Source organism: Neorhizobium lilium, from assembly GCF_004053875.1.
GTDB classification, from domain to species: Bacteria; Pseudomonadota; Alphaproteobacteria; order Rhizobiales; family Rhizobiaceae; genus Neorhizobium; species Neorhizobium lilii.
Genome location: NZ_SBIP01000003.1, coordinates 368492 through 388067, shown reverse-complemented (window position 1 = coordinate 388067; position 19576 = coordinate 368492). Strand labels below are relative to the sequence as shown.

At 60.5% G+C, this 19576-nt stretch carries 18 protein-coding genes and 1 tRNA gene; 7 read left to right on the top strand and 12 right to left on the bottom strand.

The window, feature by feature from the left end; genetic code table 11:
• Positions 1–65 precede the first annotated feature (65 nt).
• Together EPK99_RS14490 and pyrC are read right to left on the bottom strand one after the other, a co-directional pair.
• A complete protein-coding gene (locus tag EPK99_RS14490; protein WP_128443792.1) occupies positions 66–1244 on the bottom strand; it encodes a GGDEF domain-containing protein in 1179 nt (392 codons plus the stop codon).
• Positions 1245–1353: 109 nt separating this feature from the next.
• Positions 1354–2397 carry a dihydroorotase gene (gene pyrC, locus EPK99_RS14485; RefSeq protein WP_128443791.1) on the bottom strand — a complete coding sequence of 348 codons (1044 nt, stop codon included), beginning with the start codon at positions 2395–2397 and terminating at the stop codon, positions 1354–1356.
• Between the two features lie 240 nt (positions 2398–2637).
• Here pyrC and EPK99_RS14480 point away from each other — a divergent pair, with 240 nt between their 5' ends.
• Complete coding sequence (locus tag EPK99_RS14480) at positions 2638–3564, top strand: tetratricopeptide repeat protein (RefSeq protein ID WP_164901777.1); 927 nt, start codon at positions 2638–2640, stop codon at positions 3562–3564.
• A gap of 5 nt (positions 3565–3569) precedes the next feature.
• On the opposite strand, the gene EPK99_RS14475 is transcribed toward EPK99_RS14480, so the two are convergent.
• From EPK99_RS14475 to EPK99_RS14450, 6 genes are all read right to left on the bottom strand, one after another.
• Positions 3570–4607 (bottom strand): proline racemase family protein, encoded by a 1038-nt coding sequence (locus tag EPK99_RS14475; RefSeq protein ID WP_128443789.1) that lies wholly within the window; start codon positions 4605–4607, stop codon positions 3570–3572.
• A 14-nt stretch (positions 4608–4621) separates the two neighbouring features.
• Positions 4622–5329 (bottom strand): SDR family oxidoreductase, encoded by a 708-nt coding sequence (locus EPK99_RS14470; protein WP_128443788.1) that lies wholly within the window; start codon positions 5327–5329, stop codon positions 4622–4624.
• Between the two features lie 71 nt (positions 5330–5400).
• Positions 5401–6924, bottom strand: coding sequence for a glycosyltransferase family 39 protein (locus EPK99_RS14465; RefSeq protein WP_128443787.1), 1524 nt, complete (start codon positions 6922–6924; stop codon positions 5401–5403).
• Positions 6925–7038: 114 nt separating this feature from the next.
• Positions 7039–7115 (bottom strand) — tRNA-Arg (locus EPK99_RS14460).
• A gap of 132 nt (positions 7116–7247) precedes the next feature.
• On the bottom strand, positions 7248–8744 hold the full coding sequence (locus EPK99_RS14455) for a sensor histidine kinase (RefSeq protein WP_128443786.1): 1497 nt from the start codon (positions 8742–8744) through the stop codon (positions 7248–7250).
• A gap of 153 nt (positions 8745–8897) precedes the next feature.
• Positions 8898–10922 carry a methyl-accepting chemotaxis protein gene (locus EPK99_RS14450; RefSeq protein ID WP_128443785.1) on the bottom strand — a complete coding sequence of 675 codons (2025 nt, stop codon included), beginning with the start codon at positions 10920–10922 and terminating at the stop codon, positions 8898–8900.
• Between the two features lie 495 nt (positions 10923–11417).
• On the opposite strand from EPK99_RS14450, the gene rpmH reads away from it, so the two are divergent.
• The 4 genes from rpmH (at position 11418) to yihA (ending at position 14598) form a co-directional block, all read left to right on the top strand.
• On the top strand, positions 11418–11552 hold the full coding sequence (rpmH, locus tag EPK99_RS14445) for a 50S ribosomal protein L34 (RefSeq protein WP_128443784.1): 135 nt from the start codon (positions 11418–11420) through the stop codon (positions 11550–11552).
• A gap of 27 nt (positions 11553–11579) precedes the next feature.
• Positions 11580–12017, top strand: a complete 438-nt coding sequence (rnpA, locus tag EPK99_RS14440; RefSeq protein WP_128443783.1) for a ribonuclease P protein component — start codon at positions 11580–11582, stop codon at positions 12015–12017.
• Positions 12001–13809 carry a membrane protein insertase YidC gene (gene yidC / locus EPK99_RS14435; protein WP_128443782.1) on the top strand — a complete coding sequence of 603 codons (1809 nt, stop codon included), beginning with the start codon at positions 12001–12003 and terminating at the stop codon, positions 13807–13809. Before rnpA ends, yidC begins: the two co-directional genes overlap by 17 nt.
• 129 nt (positions 13810–13938) lie before the next feature.
• Positions 13939–14598, top strand: a complete 660-nt coding sequence (gene yihA, locus EPK99_RS14430; RefSeq protein ID WP_128443781.1) for a ribosome biogenesis GTP-binding protein YihA/YsxC — start codon at positions 13939–13941, stop codon at positions 14596–14598.
• A gap of 98 nt (positions 14599–14696) precedes the next feature.
• Here yihA and EPK99_RS14425 read toward each other — a convergent pair whose 3' ends face one another.
• The 3 genes from EPK99_RS14425 to EPK99_RS14415 all read right to left on the bottom strand — a co-directional run bounded on the left by EPK99_RS14425 (position 14697) and on the right by EPK99_RS14415 (position 16683).
• On the bottom strand, positions 14697–15254 hold the full coding sequence (locus EPK99_RS14425; RefSeq protein WP_128443780.1) for a fasciclin domain-containing protein: 558 nt from the start codon (positions 15252–15254) through the stop codon (positions 14697–14699).
• 188 nt (positions 15255–15442) lie between these two features.
• Entirely contained in the window at positions 15443–16171 is a 729-nt protein-coding gene (locus EPK99_RS14420; RefSeq protein WP_128443779.1) for an anti-sigma factor, read from the bottom strand.
• Positions 16168–16683, bottom strand: coding sequence for a sigma-70 family RNA polymerase sigma factor (locus EPK99_RS14415; protein WP_245582463.1), 516 nt, complete (start codon positions 16681–16683; stop codon positions 16168–16170). Before EPK99_RS14415 ends, EPK99_RS14420 begins: the two co-directional genes overlap by 4 nt.
• Before the next feature lie 151 nt (positions 16684–16834).
• On the opposite strand from EPK99_RS14415, the gene argB reads away from it, so the two are divergent.
• Positions 16835–17722, top strand: a complete 888-nt coding sequence (argB, locus tag EPK99_RS14410) for an acetylglutamate kinase (RefSeq protein ID WP_128443777.1) — start codon at positions 16835–16837, stop codon at positions 17720–17722.
• A 20-nt stretch (positions 17723–17742) separates the two neighbouring features.
• Here argB and EPK99_RS14405 read toward each other — a convergent pair whose 3' ends face one another.
• Positions 17743–18645 (bottom strand): DMT family transporter, encoded by a 903-nt coding sequence (locus EPK99_RS14405; RefSeq protein ID WP_128443776.1) that lies wholly within the window; start codon positions 18643–18645, stop codon positions 17743–17745.
• 107 nt (positions 18646–18752) lie between these two features.
• Between EPK99_RS14405 and EPK99_RS14400 the strand changes: the two genes are divergently transcribed.
• Positions 18753–19466 (top strand): pyrimidine 5'-nucleotidase, encoded by a 714-nt coding sequence (locus tag EPK99_RS14400; protein ID WP_128443775.1) that lies wholly within the window; start codon positions 18753–18755, stop codon positions 19464–19466.
• Positions 19467–19576: the final 110 nt, after the last annotated feature.

Below are 19576 nucleotides of genomic sequence, written 5' to 3'. Positions count from 1 at the left end.
ATACAGGCGCCATATCAGCATGGGGACGATCACGCCAGCAGGCGCAAGCCGCCGCACCGGAATTTTCAAGCGCTGGTGCGGTTCTCGCTGGTTCCGATCGACCGCAGATGCGCGGCCAGCTCGACGCGGTTTCGACCGCCGCGCTTGGCTTCGTAAAGTGCCTGGTCCGCCAGATTGAGCACGGCTTCGAACGGCTGGCCGCCCGGCAGCCCAACTGCGACACCGGCGCTGACCGTGCATCGAAGTACATGGCCACCGATCTCGATGTCACGCGCGCCAAAGCGTCTGCGCACCTGATTGGCGATGCGTTCCGCCCGCCCAGGCATGACCTCGTCGAGGATGAGCGCAAATTCCTCGCCCCCCAATCGCGCTGCAGTGGTCTGTGCCTTCAGGTCAGCCGACAGGTCGGACGCGAAAAGCTTGAGCACAAGGTCGCCGGCAGCATGGCCGTGCTCGTCATTGATGACCTTGAACCGGTCTATGTCGAAGACGACGACCGCGGTCGAAACGCCCAGCATGCGATGACCATGGCCATCGAAAAGCGCACGGCGATTCAGCAGGCCCGTCAGGGAATCTGTCATGGCTTCGTTGCGGTGATGGGCGGCAAGCCGCCACTGATGCAGCGCAAGCGATAGAGCGCCGATGCCGGTCATGCCGGCAATGCACACGCCGAGATTCAGGGTCTCTGCCCAATTATCCGGCGCGTGACCGAGGGTGAGGTTTCCTTCCTGGATTAGAACGGCCGCACACAGGACGAAGGAAATGCCGCTTACGGTATAAAGGATCACCATTCCGCCCAAAGGCACCGGCGCTTCCGCCCTTGCCAGCCAGTATTGGTAGGCTGTTCCCATCAATAGACCTGCAGTTAAGATGTTCATGACAATGAAGCCCAGCCCGTCCAGTCCTCCGGAAATCAACGGAAGCCCCATGCCTATGCTGATTGTTGCCACGGAGAGCGACCGATTCCAGGGACGCCCGCCCTTTCGAAACTGCACGGAAGCCGCATAGATGACCGAGAACCCGGTCATCAGCAGGCCGTAAGCCAGACCTGCGCTCACCAAGGTCGCGTTTACTGTATACGTGCTGTAGACGCCGATGCCCGAGACCGTAAAAAGCAGGGCTATAACCAGCGTCAACAGGAAGAAGTCGGTGCGGCGGGAAAACCAGGTGCCGAACAAGGTGACCATCAGGCACGCCGACGAAAACCCCAGCGCGAGCAGAAGAGAGTGATAATCCAGCATCATGCCAAGCGTTCTCTTCTCAATCGAAGCGGCTACGCGGCAAGCTAGTGATCGATCCTCTCCAAAAGGTTATCAAGCAATATCAACTTGCGCCTTTCAGTTTAATTAGGATTTACTGATCGACTACAGCCCAATGAAGTGGAAACATCGGATCAAAGACGGTTATGGCGCCTGCCCCGGTATGCCGCTTTACTGGAAAATGCACGGCCTCGTCTTGCTTGGCAAGTGTCATTGTTTCCTCGTTGAGCGGCAGCGCGTACCATTGCGGCCCATTGAGCGATACGAAAGCTTCCAGCTTGTCCAAAGCACCATCCTGCTCAAAGACATGGGCAAGGCAACTCATCGTATTCGGCGAGGTGTAGATGCCGGCGCAGCCGCAGCCGCATTCCTTTGAGGGATCCACATGCGGTGCCGAATCCGTGCCGAGGAAGAACCGCGCGTCGCCGGAGGTCGCGGCAGCCCGAAGCGCCAGCCGATGGTGTTCGCGCTTGGCGACCGGCAAACAATAGTAGTGAGGACGGATGCCCCCGACGAGGATGGCATTGCGGTTGATGATCAGGTGATGGGTGGTGATCGAGCCGGCAAGATTGCTGGCGGCGGACTTGATGTAATCGACACCGTCCTTCGTGGTGACATGCTCCATCGTCACCTTCAGCTCCGGCAGCCGCCGACGCAGCGGATCGAGAACAGTTTCGATGAACACCGCTTCCCTGTCGAAGATATCGACCTCCGGCGTCGTTACCTCGCCATGCACGCAAAGCGGCAGGCCGATCGCAGCCATGCGCTCCAGAACCGGCATGACCTTGTCCAGGTCGCGCACGCCGCCATGGGAATTCGTGGTAGCGCCGGCAGGATAAAGCTTCATCGCGGTAATGAGCCCGCTGCGCTTTCCCTGCTCCACATCCTCGGGATCGGTATGCTCGGTGAGATAAAGGGTCATCAACGGCTGGAACCGATGACCCTGGGGCAGCGCCGCCATGATGCGTTGCCGATAGGCTTGCGCGTCCGCCGTGGTCACCACCGGGGGCACGAGGTTGGGCATGATGATGGCACGGGCAAAGTGAAGACTGGTGTCGCCGATAACGCCCTCCATCACGGCGCCGTCGCGCAGGTGCAGATGCCAGTCGTCCGGGCGGCGGATGGTGATGGTCTTCATGACAGGTCCGTTTTGTCTGATCGACCTGCCTTAACATCATTGGTTCCACCAAGACAATCGCCTGACGCGAGAGCGAGATGAGTCGGCAATACTTGGCAGGACTTCAGCTCCCACCATGCCTCTCACGAAAATGTGCAGAAGATGAAGCTGATTCGCCGCCAAAGCACCGAAAGCCCAGGAACCAGAACGGAACTTGGGCGTTCGTTAAACAAATCGAAAGATATGGGATCGGAGCCGAAGATGAAATCCCGGGCAACCAAAGTCAACAGGGGATTTGCAATACTCACAGGCGCAACCGTCGCGCTCTGCGCCTTGACTGTTTCCCCCGATGCGGCGGAACGCGGACAGCTCGTTCTGGCCTCTGCAATGCAAAACGAATGCGACCAATTGGCAGGCAGCCCCTACGACGAACAGCGCAATGACGCTTTTTCTCCTGTGGATATCGCCAAGATCGGCAACCAGGCCGTCGATGCCTGCCGCGTCGCTTTCGAAACCTCCGGAAACCCCCGCTATGCCTACCAGCTCGGCCGCGCCCTCAACAATGCCAATCAGCCTGACCAGGCGATGAGCGCCTACGACGCTGCCGTCAAGGGCGGTTATGCTGCCGCCAAAGTCAATTTCGGCATGCTGATGGGGCGCCTCGGCGACGAACAGGCCGAGTTCCAGCTCTATACGGAAGCCGCCACCAGCGGCAACCGGCTCGCAGCCTACAATCTCGGCGTCGCCTATCGCGACGGCCTCGGTACGCAGCCGGACGTCAAGAAGGCGCTGAACTGGTTCGAGAGAGCGGCGGCTGCAGGTGACGATACCGCCGCTTTCAACATCGGCGCCATATATGACGAAGGCCACCTGGTTCCGCAGGACGACCAGACAGCCATCGCCTGGTACGATCTTGCCGCACAGCGCGGCAATACGGACGCCATGATCAATCTCGGCCTGATGTACGAATCGGGCGAAGGCATATCGGCCGACGCTAAGAAGGCCGCCGAAATGTATCGCGAAGCCGCACAGAAGGGCGACGTGTTCGGCGCCTACAAGTTCCTGCAGTTCCAGCAGGCCGGCGTCGTCCCCGCACCTTCCCAGGATGCAACGAGCGAAGGTGTCAACACGCTGGTGCTGAAGCAGGGCGACGTCGAAACGCCGGCTGACGCTGCCAAGGAGATCTAACGTCCTCAGATCTCTCCGGCGGACGGTCCCCAAACGTCTGTCATCGCGAAGCCATCGGCCAGCGGATCGAAGGGATCGAGAGCGACCTGATGCAGACCGAAGGTGAAACCGCGGCCGGTAATCGTCGGGATGATCGCGGAGCGACCTGCGACGATGGTTTCAGCTAGCAAACCCACTTCGAATTGCGTGCCGATGATGGAGCGCGACTGGAATATGTCGCCGACCTTGGCCTGTCCACGTGCATGAAGAGCCGCCAGATTCGCGGAATTCCCCGTGCCACAAGGTGAACGGTCGGCCCGGCCCGGCCACATCGTGGTGCAGGTGCGCACCGTGCCATCTGCTTCCGTATCTCGGAACATGACATAGGCGACGCCGGAGATCGCTGGAATTTCCGGATGGACAACGGAGACCTGCGCGTTGATCAGTTCCTTCAGCACCATGCCAGCCTTTACCAGCCCCGCAGCATTGGCTTTTTCGATGGTCAGCCCAATCTGTGCGACGTCCACCAAGGCATAGAAGACCCCGCCATAGCAGAGATCGACCTTGATCTCCCCCCATTCCGGCGTTTGCAGGCCGACGTCCAGTTCATGGACGAAGGACGGCACCATGGTGAGCTTGACCTTTTCGCAGCGCCCGTCGCGGCAGGTTGCCACCGCCTTGACCAATCCTGCCGCCGTTTCCAGCGTCACGACCGTCTCCGGCTCCTGCATCTCGACAATGCCCGCTTCCAGCAGCGCCGTGGTGACGCAGATGGAGTTCGAACCGGAGCTCGCATGCGCCTGATCCGGCTGCAGGATGATGAAGGCCGCATCCGCATCCGGATGCTTGGCCGGCAGCAGAAGATTGACGGAGCCAATGGGAGCACCGCGCGGCTCGAGACACAGGAAGCGGCGAAGCTCCTGGCCTTTCGGATCGGAGTTCAGCCAGGCCAGCTGGTCGGCGATCGTATCGCCTGGGATTTTCGGAACGCCACCGATAGCAACGCGGCCGATCTCGCCTTCAGCATGGACATCCAGAAGCTGGATCGTACGCTTCCACCTCATCGTCTCTCTCCTGCTCAGACGTGACGCGTCACGCCGCCATCGACCCGGATGTTCTGGCCGGTGATGTATCCGGCGCCGTCGGATAGAAGGAAGGCCGCGGTCTTGGCGATTTCCCGAACCTGGCCGATGCGCTTCATCGGCACCTTGTCCGCCGTCTCCGGCTTGTGGTTCAGGCTGTCGATATAGCCGGGCAGGATGCAGTTCATGCGAATATTGTCGGCAGCGTAGCGGTCGGAATATAGTTTAGTGAATGCGCCAGCCGCCGCCCGGTATGTGCAGGATACCGGGAAGACCAGTGTCGGTTCATAAGCGGCGAACGTGGTGATGTTGACGAAGGCGCCCCCGCCCTGGGCCAGCATGATCGGCGTCACCAGACGCGCCATGCGCACCAGCGACAGCACCATCATGTCCGAGCCGAGCGTCCAGGATTCGTCCGTGATGTCGAGAAGATCGCCCTTCGGCGGATGTCCCGTATGGTTCACGACCGCGTCGATGCGGCCGTAGCTCTTCATCGCAAGATCGACGATCGCCTGAATGTCCTCGGCCTTCTCCGCTACGCCGCGGGATGCAACGCCACCGAGCTCATCAGCGAGCTTTTCGCAGCTTTCCGACGGCGACATCAGCGCCAGGCGGTAGCCCTGCTCATGCAGTTCGCGGGCAATTGCTTCGCCCATTCCCCGCCCACCGCCGGTGATGAGCGCTACCTTCTGCGTGTCAGCCATGTGTCAGCTCCCGATTCAGCCTGTTCAACTGCCGTCAGATATATCAACGGCAGCGCCTTTGCATAGCGGGTTCACTGCAGCCAGGCATAGGCGAGCTTCCACAGGGGTCTATTCCCACGGCTGAAATGATAGGGAAGCTCCAGCATGCCGGTAGCGGATGGAGACAGTCCTCGTTCCTGCGCGATCGCAGCCAGATCGGGCACCGTTTCCGACGAGCCGGCATCCACAGGAAGCCAGACAACCAGAACCGGTCCTGGCGGTTTGACCGAAGCCACGGTGGCATCCCTAAGGTCGCTGGCGTCGATGACAGGCACATGAGGGAACTGAAGACGCATATTACCGGCAAGGTGCATGCCCTCAGCGATGATCAAAGCCGGTTGCCGCTCCGCGCCCAGCCGTTTCGCTGCCACGTCGAAGGGCATGTTCATGCGCCCATAGGAGCCGGTCACGCCCGCCCCAAATGTCTTCGCCGCCGAAGGCAGCAACACGACGACCATGATGACGAGAAACAGCGGCACGAGACGTGCAAACGCCCGGCTGAAATCGGCCCCGGCTCGCTGAAACTTGAGGAGAAGGTAAAGCGGCAGGGGGAGCAGATAGGGGTCGAGCCAGCGCTCGGTGATCTTGGTCGTGCCCGCAATCAGTATCACCATGACGACGCCGATCAGCGAAAACAGCATGATCCTGGCAAGCAACTGTGTCCATTGGTCACTTGCCTGCCAGGCTTCGGCAACGGACCGGCGCATGGCCAGCCCAAGCACGACAACGGCCAGCGCGCCGAAGGCAATGCAGGCGAGAACCAGCGAACCGAGTGCCCGCGCAATCCGCGCAAGACCATGTGGCGCATTGGCTTCGACCATTTTGGCAATCGTGCCACCGGTTGCCAGATCCACATGGTTCTTCAGCCAGAACGCATGGGGCAACACGATCGCGAGCGCGAGCGCTATCATTAGCAAGACACGCAGGTCGAGCAGGCGCGTGCGCCAGTTCCTGTCGCAGAGGACGGCGAGCAACGTCGCAACCGGCAGAAGTACAAAATTGTATTTCGAGATTGTGCCGATGCCGATGGCCAAACCCAGGATCGCGTAACCCTGCCAGTCAGGCCGCGACAGGGTTCGGGTGAGCCCATAGAGAAAAAGGGAAGCGGCCATCAGAACCGCGACAGTGTGCGTCAAATCCTGTTGCGGCATGTAGGAAAGCTGCGGCAGCGCAAGCAGGCTCAGCATGGCGAGCGAGATGAAGACCGGCCGGTTTGATATCTCGCGGGCCGCAAGGCCATAGAAGACGTAGCATAGGAAGAGCATCAGAAATTTCGGCAGTGCCAGCGACAGAAGCGACATGCCGAGGAGCGAGACGACTGCAGTCTGGACCCAATTGTAGAAGGGCGGCTGCGGGCCATAGCCAAGCAGCCAATTCTGCGAAGAAAGGGCCTGTTCCGCCTCGTCCAGCGTCAGCCCGTGCGGCAGCATCAGGCGCACGAAAATGCTCAGGATGAAATAGGCACCGAAAAAGATCGCCGTAGGCTCCAAGCCGCCGGCCAGGAAATGGGCCAACCCGCTATCCGTCTTCGATCCTGCAGAACGCATCAGGGCCATGGCTCCCATCCATCTTCCGGCTTACCACCGCGCAAACAGCAGGTGGCACGCAGACGGTGCGCGATCAACCACTAAATATGCGGCAGGAATACAAGAATATTGTGAGGGAGAAAATGGCGCACCCGGAGCGATTCGAACGCCCGACCCCCAGATTCGTAGTCTGGTGCTCTATCCAGCTGAGCTACGGGTGCGGCTGCAATCGGCGTGACCGGCTGCGTGGCGATCCTCTAAAGGCTGCCGCAGAGGATTGCAAGAGGTTTTACCGCGAGCAACGTCATTTTCATGTCACGATATTTGCAAGGCACTGATTTCATTACCAATTGTCAGGCTCTGGCGCGGTAGTCATCCAGTGCAACCGGCCGGTCGGGGATCTCGATGCGAAACTGCGTGCCCGGCCCCGGCTTTTCGACAAGGCCGATCGTGCCCCCATGGGCAAGCACCAGTTCTCGTGCGATCACAAGCCCGAGCCCGGTGCCGCCTGACCGGGCCGAGCCGCGGAACGCCGAAAACAGGTTCTCGCGCGCCTTGCGGGGCATGCCTGGTCCGGTATCGTCGACCGTAATGCTGACAACGCTGCCCACCCGGTGTGCGGTCAGCGTAATGCGCCGGGTCATGGCACCATCCGAACCATCCAGGTTCACAAAAGCCTGCAGCGCGTTCCGGCACAGATTGTGGATCACGCGGAAAATCTGCTCACTGTCGCAATCAATCTCGATATCGGCAGGCACCTGCTCCAGGAACTCGATGCCCGCTTCGGGATCGATCGCCAGGATCTCGCGTACATCCTGGCAGAGTTCGGACAGCTGAACGCGCCGGCGCCTTGGTTCGGCCTCCGAAGCCTGCCCGTAGGCCAGAACTTCCGTCGTATAACCCACCGCCCGGTCGATGGTGCGCAGGAGCTTCGGCGCGAAGCTGCGCACCATGGGGTCATCGACGTCGGTCAGACGGTCGGACATGAGCTGCGCGGAAGCAAGGATATTGCGCATGTCGTGATTGATCTTGGAGACGGCGAGGCCGAGATCCACCAGATTCTTCTGCTGCCTGAGAGTGCGCTGCAATTCCCGCTGCATGGCGGTGAGGTGCCGTCCGGCCACGGCCAGTTCGCCCCGCGAGCGGTCGGCGCTGAAAATCCGGGATGGGTCGTCCGGCTGCTCGGAAAAGTTCTGCATGCTGAGCGTCAGCCGCCGGATGGGCGTGATCATCATGCGGTTGATCGCCACGAAAATCAGAATGGCTGTGATCAGGGAAATCAGCAGCGACAGAAGGAACATCATCTTGGCGTATTTCAGCATTTCCTTGCGGAGCGCGTTGTCCGTCATGACAAGTTCGATCTGCATGTCGCTGTCGCCGATCGGTCCGAAAACACGCATGACCTGATCGCCACCGAAGAAGAGCGTGCCGAGCGCCTCGCGCATGGAAGAGAGCAGCGATGTATGGGCGAGGTCGTATTGCGCATCGACCTGCGGCGGAAGGTCCGTTGCGGCCAGCAGGCGCGACGTTCCGTCCTTCCTGAGCGCGATGACCTTGGTGCCGGTGGCGAGCAGCGTATCGTCCTGCACGGCGCGGGGAAGCTCCGCCGGCTGAAGTCCGTCTATGACGATGCCGGCCGCAGCGGCCGTATCGAGGCGATCGCGCAACCAGTTCGTCCGCATCCCCGCTATCGAGGGAACGAAGATCAGGATTTCCGCCAGCATCACGAAGATCACGGTCAGCCAGAGCAGCCGTCCGGAAAGACCGTGGAACAGACGCGGCATTGCCTCCGGACCCGCTCCGTCCGGCCAGGCTTCGCTACGTCCCGAGGTCCGCGCCTCGTCGTCCATTACGGTCTCCACTTCAAAACTGCTTCGGGTGCCTGCGCCGAAAGCTGTTCGCAGCCATTCTATCTTTTTGGTTCGCCTTTGCCAGCCCTCTCCCCAAAACAGAAAACAGGGGCCACATGACCCCTGTTTATTCGTGTCTAAGATGGGTTTGGATCAGAATTCCTGCCAATCGCTCGGTGCCGTTGCCGCTTTTCCTCCGCCAAAGGCGCGGGCAAGCGTCCCGGCCATAGCCTTGACCGGCGATACGCGCGGCCTGTGCCCTTGCGTCGCCGCAACGGGCCGGCTCTGCTGCCAGGCGGGTTCGCCGGCCGAATGAGCATCCTCACCGATCTGGAAGTGCGAGATCAGGTCGAACAGGCTGTTGGCTTCCGATGCAAGCTTGCTTGTCGCCGCCGAGGTTTCCTCAACCATGGCCGCATTCTGCTGAGTGACCTGATCCATTTGGTTGACGGCCGAGTTGACTTCGCCGAGCCCGGTCGCCTGTTCGCGCGAGGCGACGGCGATCGAGTGGATGTGGTCGTTAATCCGCAGAACCCGGGTTTCGATTTCGGCAAGCGCCTCACCCGTCTTTTGCACGAAAGCAACCCCGCCGGCCACTTCCTCGCCGGACTTGCTGATCAAGCCCTTGATGTCCTTGGCAGCGCTTGCGGAACGCTGCGCCAATTCGCGGACTTCCTGGGCGACGACTGCGAAACCCTTGCCCGCTTCGCCGGCGCGTGCCGCCTCGACCCCTGCATTGAGTGCCAGAAGGTTGGTCTGGAAGGCGATCTCGTCGATGACATTGGTGATCTGGGCGATCTCGCGGGATGCCTGTTCGATGCGACCCATGGCTGCGACGGCGTTTCGCACCACCTCCCCCGACTGAACGGCGCTCTGATTTGCCTCGCCCACCATGATGGTGGCTTCCTGCGCGCGCTCGGTCGACGTCTTCACCACGGCGGTAATCTGGTCGAGCGCGGCTGAGGTCTGCTCCAGCGCGGCAGCCTGCTGCTCGGTACGCTTGGACAGATCATTGGTCGCCATGCTGAGTTCGTTGGTGCTGCCGTTCATGGAACTCGTCGCCTGGCGGACATTGCGCATAGTGCTGCGCAGAGTTTCCATCGCGCTATTGACGTTCTGCTGCAGCTCGGCAAAGGTTCCCTTGAACTGGCCGTTCATGCTGTCCATAAGATTGCCGTCCGCAAGGCTCTCCACCACCCGCCGGGTTTCGGAGATACCGGCATCCACACTGCCCATCAGATGATCGACGTTGCGGGCGAAGGCATCCAGGGTCTCCTCCCCCCATTGCTTGCCGATCCGGCCGGTGAAATCACCTTCCGCGGCAGCCGCCACCACGGCGGACATGCGCTTCTGCAAGTCGTCGCTCTTGGTTCGTAGGGCGAGGTCGGATGCGTTCATGCGGGCAACTTCCAGACCATTGGTCTTGAAGATCTCCATTGCGGCTGCCATGTCGCCAATCTCATCCTGGCGACCGGCGGAGAGCACGTCCGTATCGTAATTTCCCTCGGCGATCTTCTTCATGGAGGAGGTGAGATCGAGGATCGGCTGGCTGAGCTGCCTGCGGGCAATATAAAGACCGCAGGCCAGACCGCCTACAACGCCCAACAGCGTTACAAGGAGAACGATATAGAAGACCGCCTCGCCAAAGGAGGCCATCTGCGCGCTGAGGCTGTCCAGTTCGGCCTGGTCTGCCTTGACGATTGCGTCGATCTCGGCCTGATACGCCTTGCGATTGCTGCGATTGGCGTCGTTATTGCCCTGCGCGCTTGCCGCCTGTGGCCCTTCCGCCTGGCCGAGCCTTGCAGTTTCGGTACGGAAAGCCTTGAACTCCTGGAAGCGGGCGACGAGCTTGTCAAAGCTTTCCTTTTGCTGCGCCGGCACCTGTGGCTTCCACTGCGCAATCAACTTCTCGATATCGTCGAGCGACTTCAGAAGGCTCTCGCCAAAGGGTTTGGCAGCAGCGACATCCTTGGCCGCGTAAATGCCGCGCGAGTCCATCACGACGGCTGTCACAAGGCGATTCAGATGCTCACCTTTATAGGCGCGATCAGCTATATCGGCATAGTTCTCACTCTGCGTCTGATACTCGCGGACAGCAAATAGCGCCACGCCACCAATTACGCAGGTTACCAAACTCATCATGCCGACAAGAAGGGTCACTTTTAATCCGATTTTCACTCAGGCTCTCCTAGCAGGCACGCGAAGGGCAATCTTGGCTTTTGCACAGAATACCAGCCAGACCTTAACAACACTTCATCCGTGCAGCCTGACTTACGGATGGCGACTGGGCTCATTTGCCAAGATCGAGTGCATTTTCTGGCCCAACGGCAATTAGGTTCGCAGAACTGCTGGCACTGTGAATTTTTATCCCTTATTTTCGAGAGTGCTGTAACAGCAATGCCGTTGTCATCGTCCTTAATGGGATCAAGCGGATTTTAGTTGACGAGCGATACTCGATGCCGCGCCTTCGCCGACGGCTCGAATGACGTCCAGCGTAGTGCCTTCTTGTCGGCTCCAATTGACTTTTCCGTGTCATTCCCCTTATAAGCCGGCCACGTTCAGCTCTGGCGGGCTTGCACGCGTGCATCTGCCTGCGCTGATCGTCAATCCGAAACGCTCTTGCTTCCTTGCGAAGCAAATCAAAGAAGGGCCGCACACCGCGGCATTAAAAAAATGAAGCGTACCTACCAACCGTCCAAGCTTGTTCGCAAGCGCCGTCACGGCTTCCGTGCACGTATGGCCACCAAAGGCGGCCAAAAGGTTCTTTCTGCTCGCCGCGGACGTGGCCGGCAGCGTCTCTCGGCTTAAGGCCGGGATGCCCGAAATGTGCGGGCGATGACGAAGGAAACGAACGACACGAAAACTGTCGGCCGGCTGAAGAGCCGGCCGCAGTTCCTTGCCGTGCGGAACGGAGAGGTTCGCCGCGGCCGAGCCTTCCTCTTGGAGGTGCTGGATCGGCACCAGCCGGAAGATCCCCCGCGGGTTGGATTTACCGTCACCAAGAAGCACGGCAACGCGGTGGAACGAAACCGCATGCGGCGTCGCCTGAAGGCGGCGGTCAGGCAGTCTGCCGCAATTGCAATGAAGAACGGACACGACTATGTCATTGTCGCGCGGCGGGACGTACTGAACACGCCCTTTGCCGAGCTGACCGCACGACTGGTCGAGCGCATTGAAAGCACTCCCAAGCAAAACGCGTCCAGACAGGGCGGGTCGAGACAGGGGGGTCCGAGGACACCTGTTCCAGGAAAGCATGATGGAAAAGAATCGTAACTACTTCATCGCGATCGCGCTTTCGGTCGTGATCGTCCTTGCCTGGCAGTTCCTCTACATGGGCCCGAGGATGGAGGCCCAGCAACGCGCCGATGAGGCCAAGCAGGCCCTTCAGCAGCAGTCGGGCCAGCAGGCCGGGCAGAACTTCACGCCGGAAAGCCCCGGAGCGGCAACGACGACCGGCAACCTTCCCGGTGCCAGCCAGGCAGAGGCGACCGCGACGCGCGACCAGGCGCTGGCCAAGTCGCAGCGTATCCAGATCGACACGCCCGCCATTTCCGGCTCGATCAACCTGACCGGCGCCCGCTTCGACGACCTGAAGCTCAAGGATTATCATGAGACGGTCGATGACAAGAGCCCGCTCATCACGCTCTTTTCTCCCGCAGATACCAAGGACGGCTATTTCACCGAGCTCGGCTATGTCGGCAGCGACGCCAGCGGCGCCACACCCGGCCCCGGCACGCAATGGACGCTTGCCTCCGGCGACAAGCTGACGGTGCAGACGCCCGTCACCCTGTCTTTCACCAACGACAAGGGCCTGGTCTTCACCCGCACCATTTCCGTCGATGACCACTACATGCTCACGGTCAGCGACAAGATCGACAATCCGACCGGCGCGCCCGTGACGGTTTCGAGCTATGGCCGCGTGACGCGCAACAACAAGCCCGCGACACCGGCTGTCTGGGTCATACACGAGGGCTTCCTCGCCGTGCTCGGTACTGGCGGCAGCCTGACCGAACCGACCTATGCCAATGTCGAAAAGGCGGCTGTCACCAACGAAAAGGCAACCGGCGGCTGGATCGGCATCACCGACAAATATTGGGCGGCCACCATCGTACCGCCTCAGTCGGTCGCCTACGACTCACGCTTCACGCACTTCACCGACGGCCAGCCGCGCTACCAGGCGGACTACAAGAGCGACGGCGTCACCATCCAGCCCGGCCAATCGACCGAGCTCAAGAACCTGGTCTTTGCCGGCGCCAAGGAAGTGCCGCTAGTGGATGCCTATGTGGATCAGTATTCCATTCCGCATTTCGACCTGGTGATCGATTGGGGCTGGTTCTATTTCATCACCAAGCCGATGTTCAAACTGATGGACTTCTTCTTCCGCCATGTCGGCAATTTTGGCGTTGCCATCCTGCTGACGACCGTTGTCGTGAAGCTCCTGTTCTTCCCGCTCGCCAGCAAGCAGTATGCTTCCATGGCCAACATGAAGCGCATGCAGCCGAAGATGGCAGAGCTGAAGGAGAAGTTCGGCGACGACCGCATGGCCCTCCAGCAGGCTACGATGCAACTCTACAAGGAAGAGAAGATCAACCCGATCGCCGGTTGCTGGCCGGTCGTGCTGCAGATCCCGATCTTCTTTTCGCTCTACAAGGTCATCTACACCACGATCGAGATGCGGCATGCGCCCTTCTTTGGCTGGATCCAGGATCTGTCCGCGCCCGACCCGACCTCGCTGTTCAACCTGTTCGGCCTGCTGCCCTATGACGTGCCGCATTTCATGATGATCGGTGTATGGCCGATCGTCATGGGCATCACCATGTTCCTGCAGATGCGGATGAACCCGACCCCGCCGGACCCGACCCAGGCTGCCATCTTCACCTGGATGCCGCTGATCTTCACCTACATGCTGTCGTCCTTCCCGGCGGGTCTCGTGATCTACTGGGCCTGGAACAACACGCTGTCGGTGAGCCAGCAGGCGATCATCATGAAGCGGCACGGCGCCAAGATCGAATTGTTCGACAATATGAAGGGCCTCTTCAAGCGAAAGCCGGCGGCCTCGAAATAGCCTGAAGGACCCCGCTTCGGCGGGGTTTTTCATTTGGGCCTTCGGCCCGAGGTGTCGATGTTGGGCAGCAAAGCTTGACATGCCGGAGCAAAACCCGGATTCCGAACCCTACCATTGAAGGAAACGATCATGCCGACCGACCCGCGCGCAGAGGAAAAGCCCTTGTTCGGCCGCCCCTGGATCTTCATCCGCGGCGTGCCGGCCTTGAAGTTCCTGCCACCTGAGGGGCCGCTGGAAATCGCCTTTGCCGGCCGTTCCAATGTGGGAAAGTCGTCGCTGATCAATGCGCTTGTCGGCCATAAGGGGCTTGCCCGTACATCCAACACGCCGGGCCGCACCCAGGAACTCAATTATTTCGTACCGGAAGGCTATTCCGGAGAAAGCGGCGACCTGCCGCCGATGGCGCTGGTCGATATGCCGGGCTACGGCTACGCCCAGGCTCCGAAGGAACAGGTGGATGCCTGGACGAAACTCGTTTTCGATTATCTGCGCGGACGGGCGACACTGAAGCGCGTCTACGTGCTGATCGACAGCCGCCATGGCCTCAAGAAGAACGACGATGACGTGCTTTCTCTGCTCGACAAGGCAGCCGTTTCCTACCAGATCGTGCTGACCAAGACGGACAAGATCAAGGAGCCCGCAGTTCCCAAGCTGATTGCCGAAACGACGGAAAAGATCCGCAAGCGTCCGGCCGCCTTCCCGGAAGTGCTCTCCACCTCGTCCGAAAAGGGCGAAGGTCTCGAGGAACTGCGCCAGGCTATCGCCAAGACGGTCGGTCATCCCGTCTGACTAAAAAAATCCGGCCGCCCGTGGAGAGCGACCGGATCGGGTGCGGGCATACCTTCTACGTTACGCCTCGCACGCTTGGGGCCTATTCAGGCCCAGCCTTACATCTTCGGCAGCAGAACCTTGTCGATGACGTGAATGACGCCGTTCGACTGCTTTACGTCGGCGATCGTGACATGGGCGACGCCGCCGGTTTCATCGGTGAGGGTGATCTTGCCGCCCATTTCCTTTGCCTTGAGGATGCAGCCGCCAACCGTCTTGACGTCATGCGTGCCCTTGTCGTCCTTGATCATCTTTTCGATGGCGGAAGACATGGCGTCGGCTGCAACGACATGGCAGGTCAGCACCTTGGTCAACTGGGCCTTGTTTTCCGGCTTCAGCAGGGTCTCCACCGTGCCCTTGGGCAGCTTTTCGAAGGCTTCGTTGGTGGGTGCGAAGACCGTGAACGGTCCCTTGCCTTGCAGCGTTTCCACCAAGCCCGCTGCTTTCACGGCGGCGACCAGCGTTGTGTGATCCTTCGAGTTCACAGCGTTCTCTACGATGTTCTTGTCTTCGTACATGGCAGCGCCTCCCACTTTGGGGTTTGCCGCGAAAGCGTTGGCCGTGACGACGGAAAGAACGGTGGCAAGTGCGAGTGTGCGAAATGCAGACTTGTTCATGGTGTTTCTCTTCCTCTTCAACAGCCCGATCGCCCCGGCGCAGATGCGCGCCTCCCAAAGACGTCAGGCGTCCCGACATTGGCGGGTACAAATCAAGGGACGAGACGCGGGGAGAAAGAGTTTCAGCAGTGGCCCAAAAAATCTTGCCGACCCGCACTTTTTTCAGGCGTGCGGATCTGCGGGATTGTTCAGGGACGACGCGCCTGGCCGACCGCCACGATCGGGCCGGTCCGTGCTCCGTTCGGAGAACCGCCAAGCGGTTCCAGGCTGACGGCGAAGGTTACCCCCTCGCCTAGTCTTGGCCGCAGCTGCGGCGGAACGTCCACAGCGCCTTCACCCGTCTGGGGCAACACGCCCAGCGAAATGGCAGGATCGTCACCGCCGGGCACCAGCCAGAGTTCCAGCGAGTGCTGCTGCGCGGGACCGACGGACACCGGCGCAAGCTGCAGGCGACCGCTGTCCGCATCGTAATGGGCCATGAGCGTGAGGCTGCCCTCTTGCTGGCCGCTCAACTCCGCGACGAGCGGCGTGCTTGGGATCGATCCGCCGATCCATTCGCCGTTATAGGCCAAGTAGGCGACCAGGGCCGCCGAGCAGGCAAAAGCGAGGCTGCGCCAGAGCAGCAGGGAATTCCATAAAGACACAGCAGAGGAGGACGTCCCGGCGCTGGTGCCAAAAAGCCTTGACTCGATCCTGGCATAGGTTTCAGCAGGCGGGGTCACTTCGGCATATTCGGCATTCAGGGCCGAAAGGTTGTCCTCCCACCGGGCGACTGCCGCGGCCAAGGCCGGCTCCTGCCGAAGACGTGCCTCCACACGGCGTCGGTCCTCAAGCGACAGCACGCCCAGCACGTATTCGCCGGCCAGCAGGTCGTCGCGGGGGCCGTCCGGTTCGCTGTCATCGGAGGTGGTGGTCATCGATCGAGGCACTCTCTAAGCTTCATAAGACTGCGCCGGAGCCAGGTGCGCATCGTATTGAGCGGAACCGAATGGCGGTCCGCCAGCTCCTGGTAGCTTAATCCTTCCACATAGGCGCTCCGAACGGCGCCCGCCCTGTCCGGCTCTAGCTCCTGCATACACCTGTCAACGCGCCTGCCCTCTCCCTTCAGCACTGTTTCCGCTTCCGGACTGCGCCCAATGTCTGCGATTGCGTGGGCCTCATCAAGACTTTCACTTGCCGGTCTGCGGGAGCGCAACCGATCGATGGCATGGTTGCGGGCAACTGCTACCAGCCAACCTACCGGACTCGTTCCTGCAGCGGCGAAACGGTCGGCGCGCTGCCAGATCTTGATGAACACCTCCTGAAGCGCGTCTTCCGCATCCGGCCTATTCCTCAAGATACGCAGACAGACGGAAAAGAGTTTCGCTGAAACGGCGGGATAAAGCTGCGCAAGCGCCGCCCGGTCGCGCAATGCCACCCGCTGGATCATGCTGGCGATGTCGGCTTCGGTGGACACGCGGCTTCCCTCTCTTCGCAAGGCTGGGTCTGCCGATGGTTACGTGCAAATCTTGGGCCTGGATTATTTCCCCGGTTTAAAACATGCGCTACAAGGCCTCCACTTCAAGATCACGAGGAATACAATGTCAGTTTCCGAAAGCGAGCTTCAGGCCAAGCTTCTGGCGCAGGCGCTGCCCTATATGCAGCGTTACGAGAACAAGACGATCGTCGTGAAATACGGCGGCCATGCCATGGGCGATCCGGAACTCGGCAAGGCTTTCGCAGCTGATATCGCGCTTTTGAAACAGTCCGGCGTCAACCCGATCGTCGTCCACGGCGGCGGCCCGCAGATCGGCGCCATGCTGACCAAGATGGGCATCGAATCCAAGTTCGAAGGCGGCTTGCGCGTCACGGACCAGAAGACGGTCGAGATCGTCGAGATGGTTCTTGCCGGCTCGATCAACAAGGAGATCGTGGCGCTGATCAACCAGACCGGTGAATGGGCGATCGGGCTTTGCGGCAAGGACGGCAACATGGTGTTTGCCGAAAAAGCCAAGAAAACCGTGATCGATCCGGATAGTCACATCGAACGCGTTCTTGATCTCGGCTTCGTCGGCGAAGTGGTGGAAGTGGACCGCACGCTCCTCGACCTACTCGCCAAGTCGGAGATGATCCCGGTGATCGCTCCCGTCGCTCCCGGCCGCGACGGCGCCACCTACAACATCAATGCCGACACGTTTGCCGGCGCAATTGCCGGCGCGCTCAATGCCACCCGCCTCCTCTTCCTCACCGACGTTCCTGGCGTCCTCGACAAGGACAAGCAGCTCATCAAGGAGCTGACGGTGGCGCAGGCTCTCGAGCTGATCAAGGATGGCACGATTTCGGGCGGCATGATCCCCAAGGTCGAGACCTGCATCGCGGCGATCAAGTCAGGGGTCCAGGGCGTCGTCATCCTGAACGGCAAGACGGCCCATTCGGTCCTGCTGGAAATCTTCACCGAACACGGCGCCGGCACGCTGATCGTTCCCTGAGACCGGGGCAACCTCGGCCTTCAGGAAAACAGGAGGCCGAGAATGCCGCAGACGATCAGCAGGCATCCTGCCAGTTCCATGCGGCTGACCCGCTCGTGGAACAGGAAGTATGAAGCCATGAAGGTGAAGACGAGCTCGATCTGACCGAGCGCCCTGACATAGGCCACCTGCTGCAGGGTCATGGCCGTGAACCATCCGGCCGAGCCAAGCACGCCGGCCAGCCCCACAAGCGACGACGAGCGCCAGGTCCGCACCACCTGGACGATCTCCTGCTTATCCTTCCAATACATCCAGACCAGCATGAAAGCTGTCTGGAACGTGGTAACGCAGGCGAGTGTCACGGCTGCCTGCATGACCGGCCCCGGACCATCGAGGGACAAGGATGCCTTGCGGTAGGCGACTGCGGAAATGCCGAAGACGGCGCCCGAAGCGATGCCGATCAGCGCCGTTCGGCCAGTCAATGCGACCAGGAGGTTACGCCAGGAGAGTGGCAGCTTTGCCATGGAAATGAGCATCACGCCGATCACGCCGACGATGATCGCGACGATCGAACCGGCGCTCAGCTTTTCACCAAGCAGGATGAAGCCGAAGATGGCCGCCTGCACGGGCTCCGTCTTGGAATAGGCGGTGCCCACCGCGAAGTTCCGGAGCGAGAACAGGTAGACCAGCATCATCGTGGCGAAGATCTGCGCCAGCCCGCCGATGACCGACCATAGGGCAAAGCTGAGGTTCAGGGCAGGAAAAGCGTAGCCTGCAAACAGATGAAGGCAGGTGACATAGACCACGGCGATAGGGAAGCCGTAGCCGAAGCGCACGAAGCTCGCCGCACGCGTGCCAAGCCTGCCCTGCAGATGTTTCTGCAAGGCGGACCGCAGGTTCTGCATGAATGCAGCGGCGATGGTGATCGGTATCCAGAGTTCCATGCGGCTCGGAGTAACATGCAGTTTCACACGGCGCCAAGGCCGGTTTGGCGGCAAACGGATCGCCTTTTCGATTTTATTCGCCGGCTGGAGCGTGCATAAGGCACGTCATGGAAAAGATGCCGAAAACTTCGCCCGACCCCACCGACTTCGCCCATGTCCGCGCGTGGGTCTTCGACCTCGACAACACGCTCTACCCCCATCACATCAATCTGTTCGCGCAGATCGACCGCAACATGACGGCCTATGTGCAGCAACTGCTGCAGCTGGAGCCTGCAGAAGCCAGAGCGCTTCAAAAACAATATTACCATGAACATGGCACGACGCTGCAGGGGCTGATGCTTCATCACGGCATCGATCCGGACGGATTTCTGGAGCAGGCTCACGCCATCGACTATTCCGCCCTGCTCCCCGATCCTGCCCTGGGTGACGCCATCAAGGCGCTTCCGGGCCGCAAGTTCATCTTCACCAATGGCAGCGTGCCGCATGCGCAAGCGGCGGCGCGGGCGCTTGGCATTCTCGACCATTTCGACGACGTGTTCGATATCGTTGCAGCAGGTTACCTTCCGAAGCCGGCCAGCGCGACCTATGACAAGTTCGCTAGCCTCCACAAGATCGACACGGCGCACGCAGCCATGTTCGAAGACCTGCCGCGCAATCTGCAAGTGCCGAAGGCACTCGGCATGCGCACCGTCCTGCTCGTGCCGCGAAACCTGGAAGCGGTCGTCCTGGAGCGGTGGGAGCGGCCAACGACGGAAGACGATCACATCGACTACGTGACCGACGATCTTGCGGCCTTCCTGACCGGCATCATGGCGGCTTGAAGATTAGCCTTACGAAAAGTTCACTCACATTACAGATGTTTAAGTGGTCGCGGCCGGTTGCGAAGCCTAACTTCCAGGCATCGGAATGAACCGGAAAGGACCACCCCATG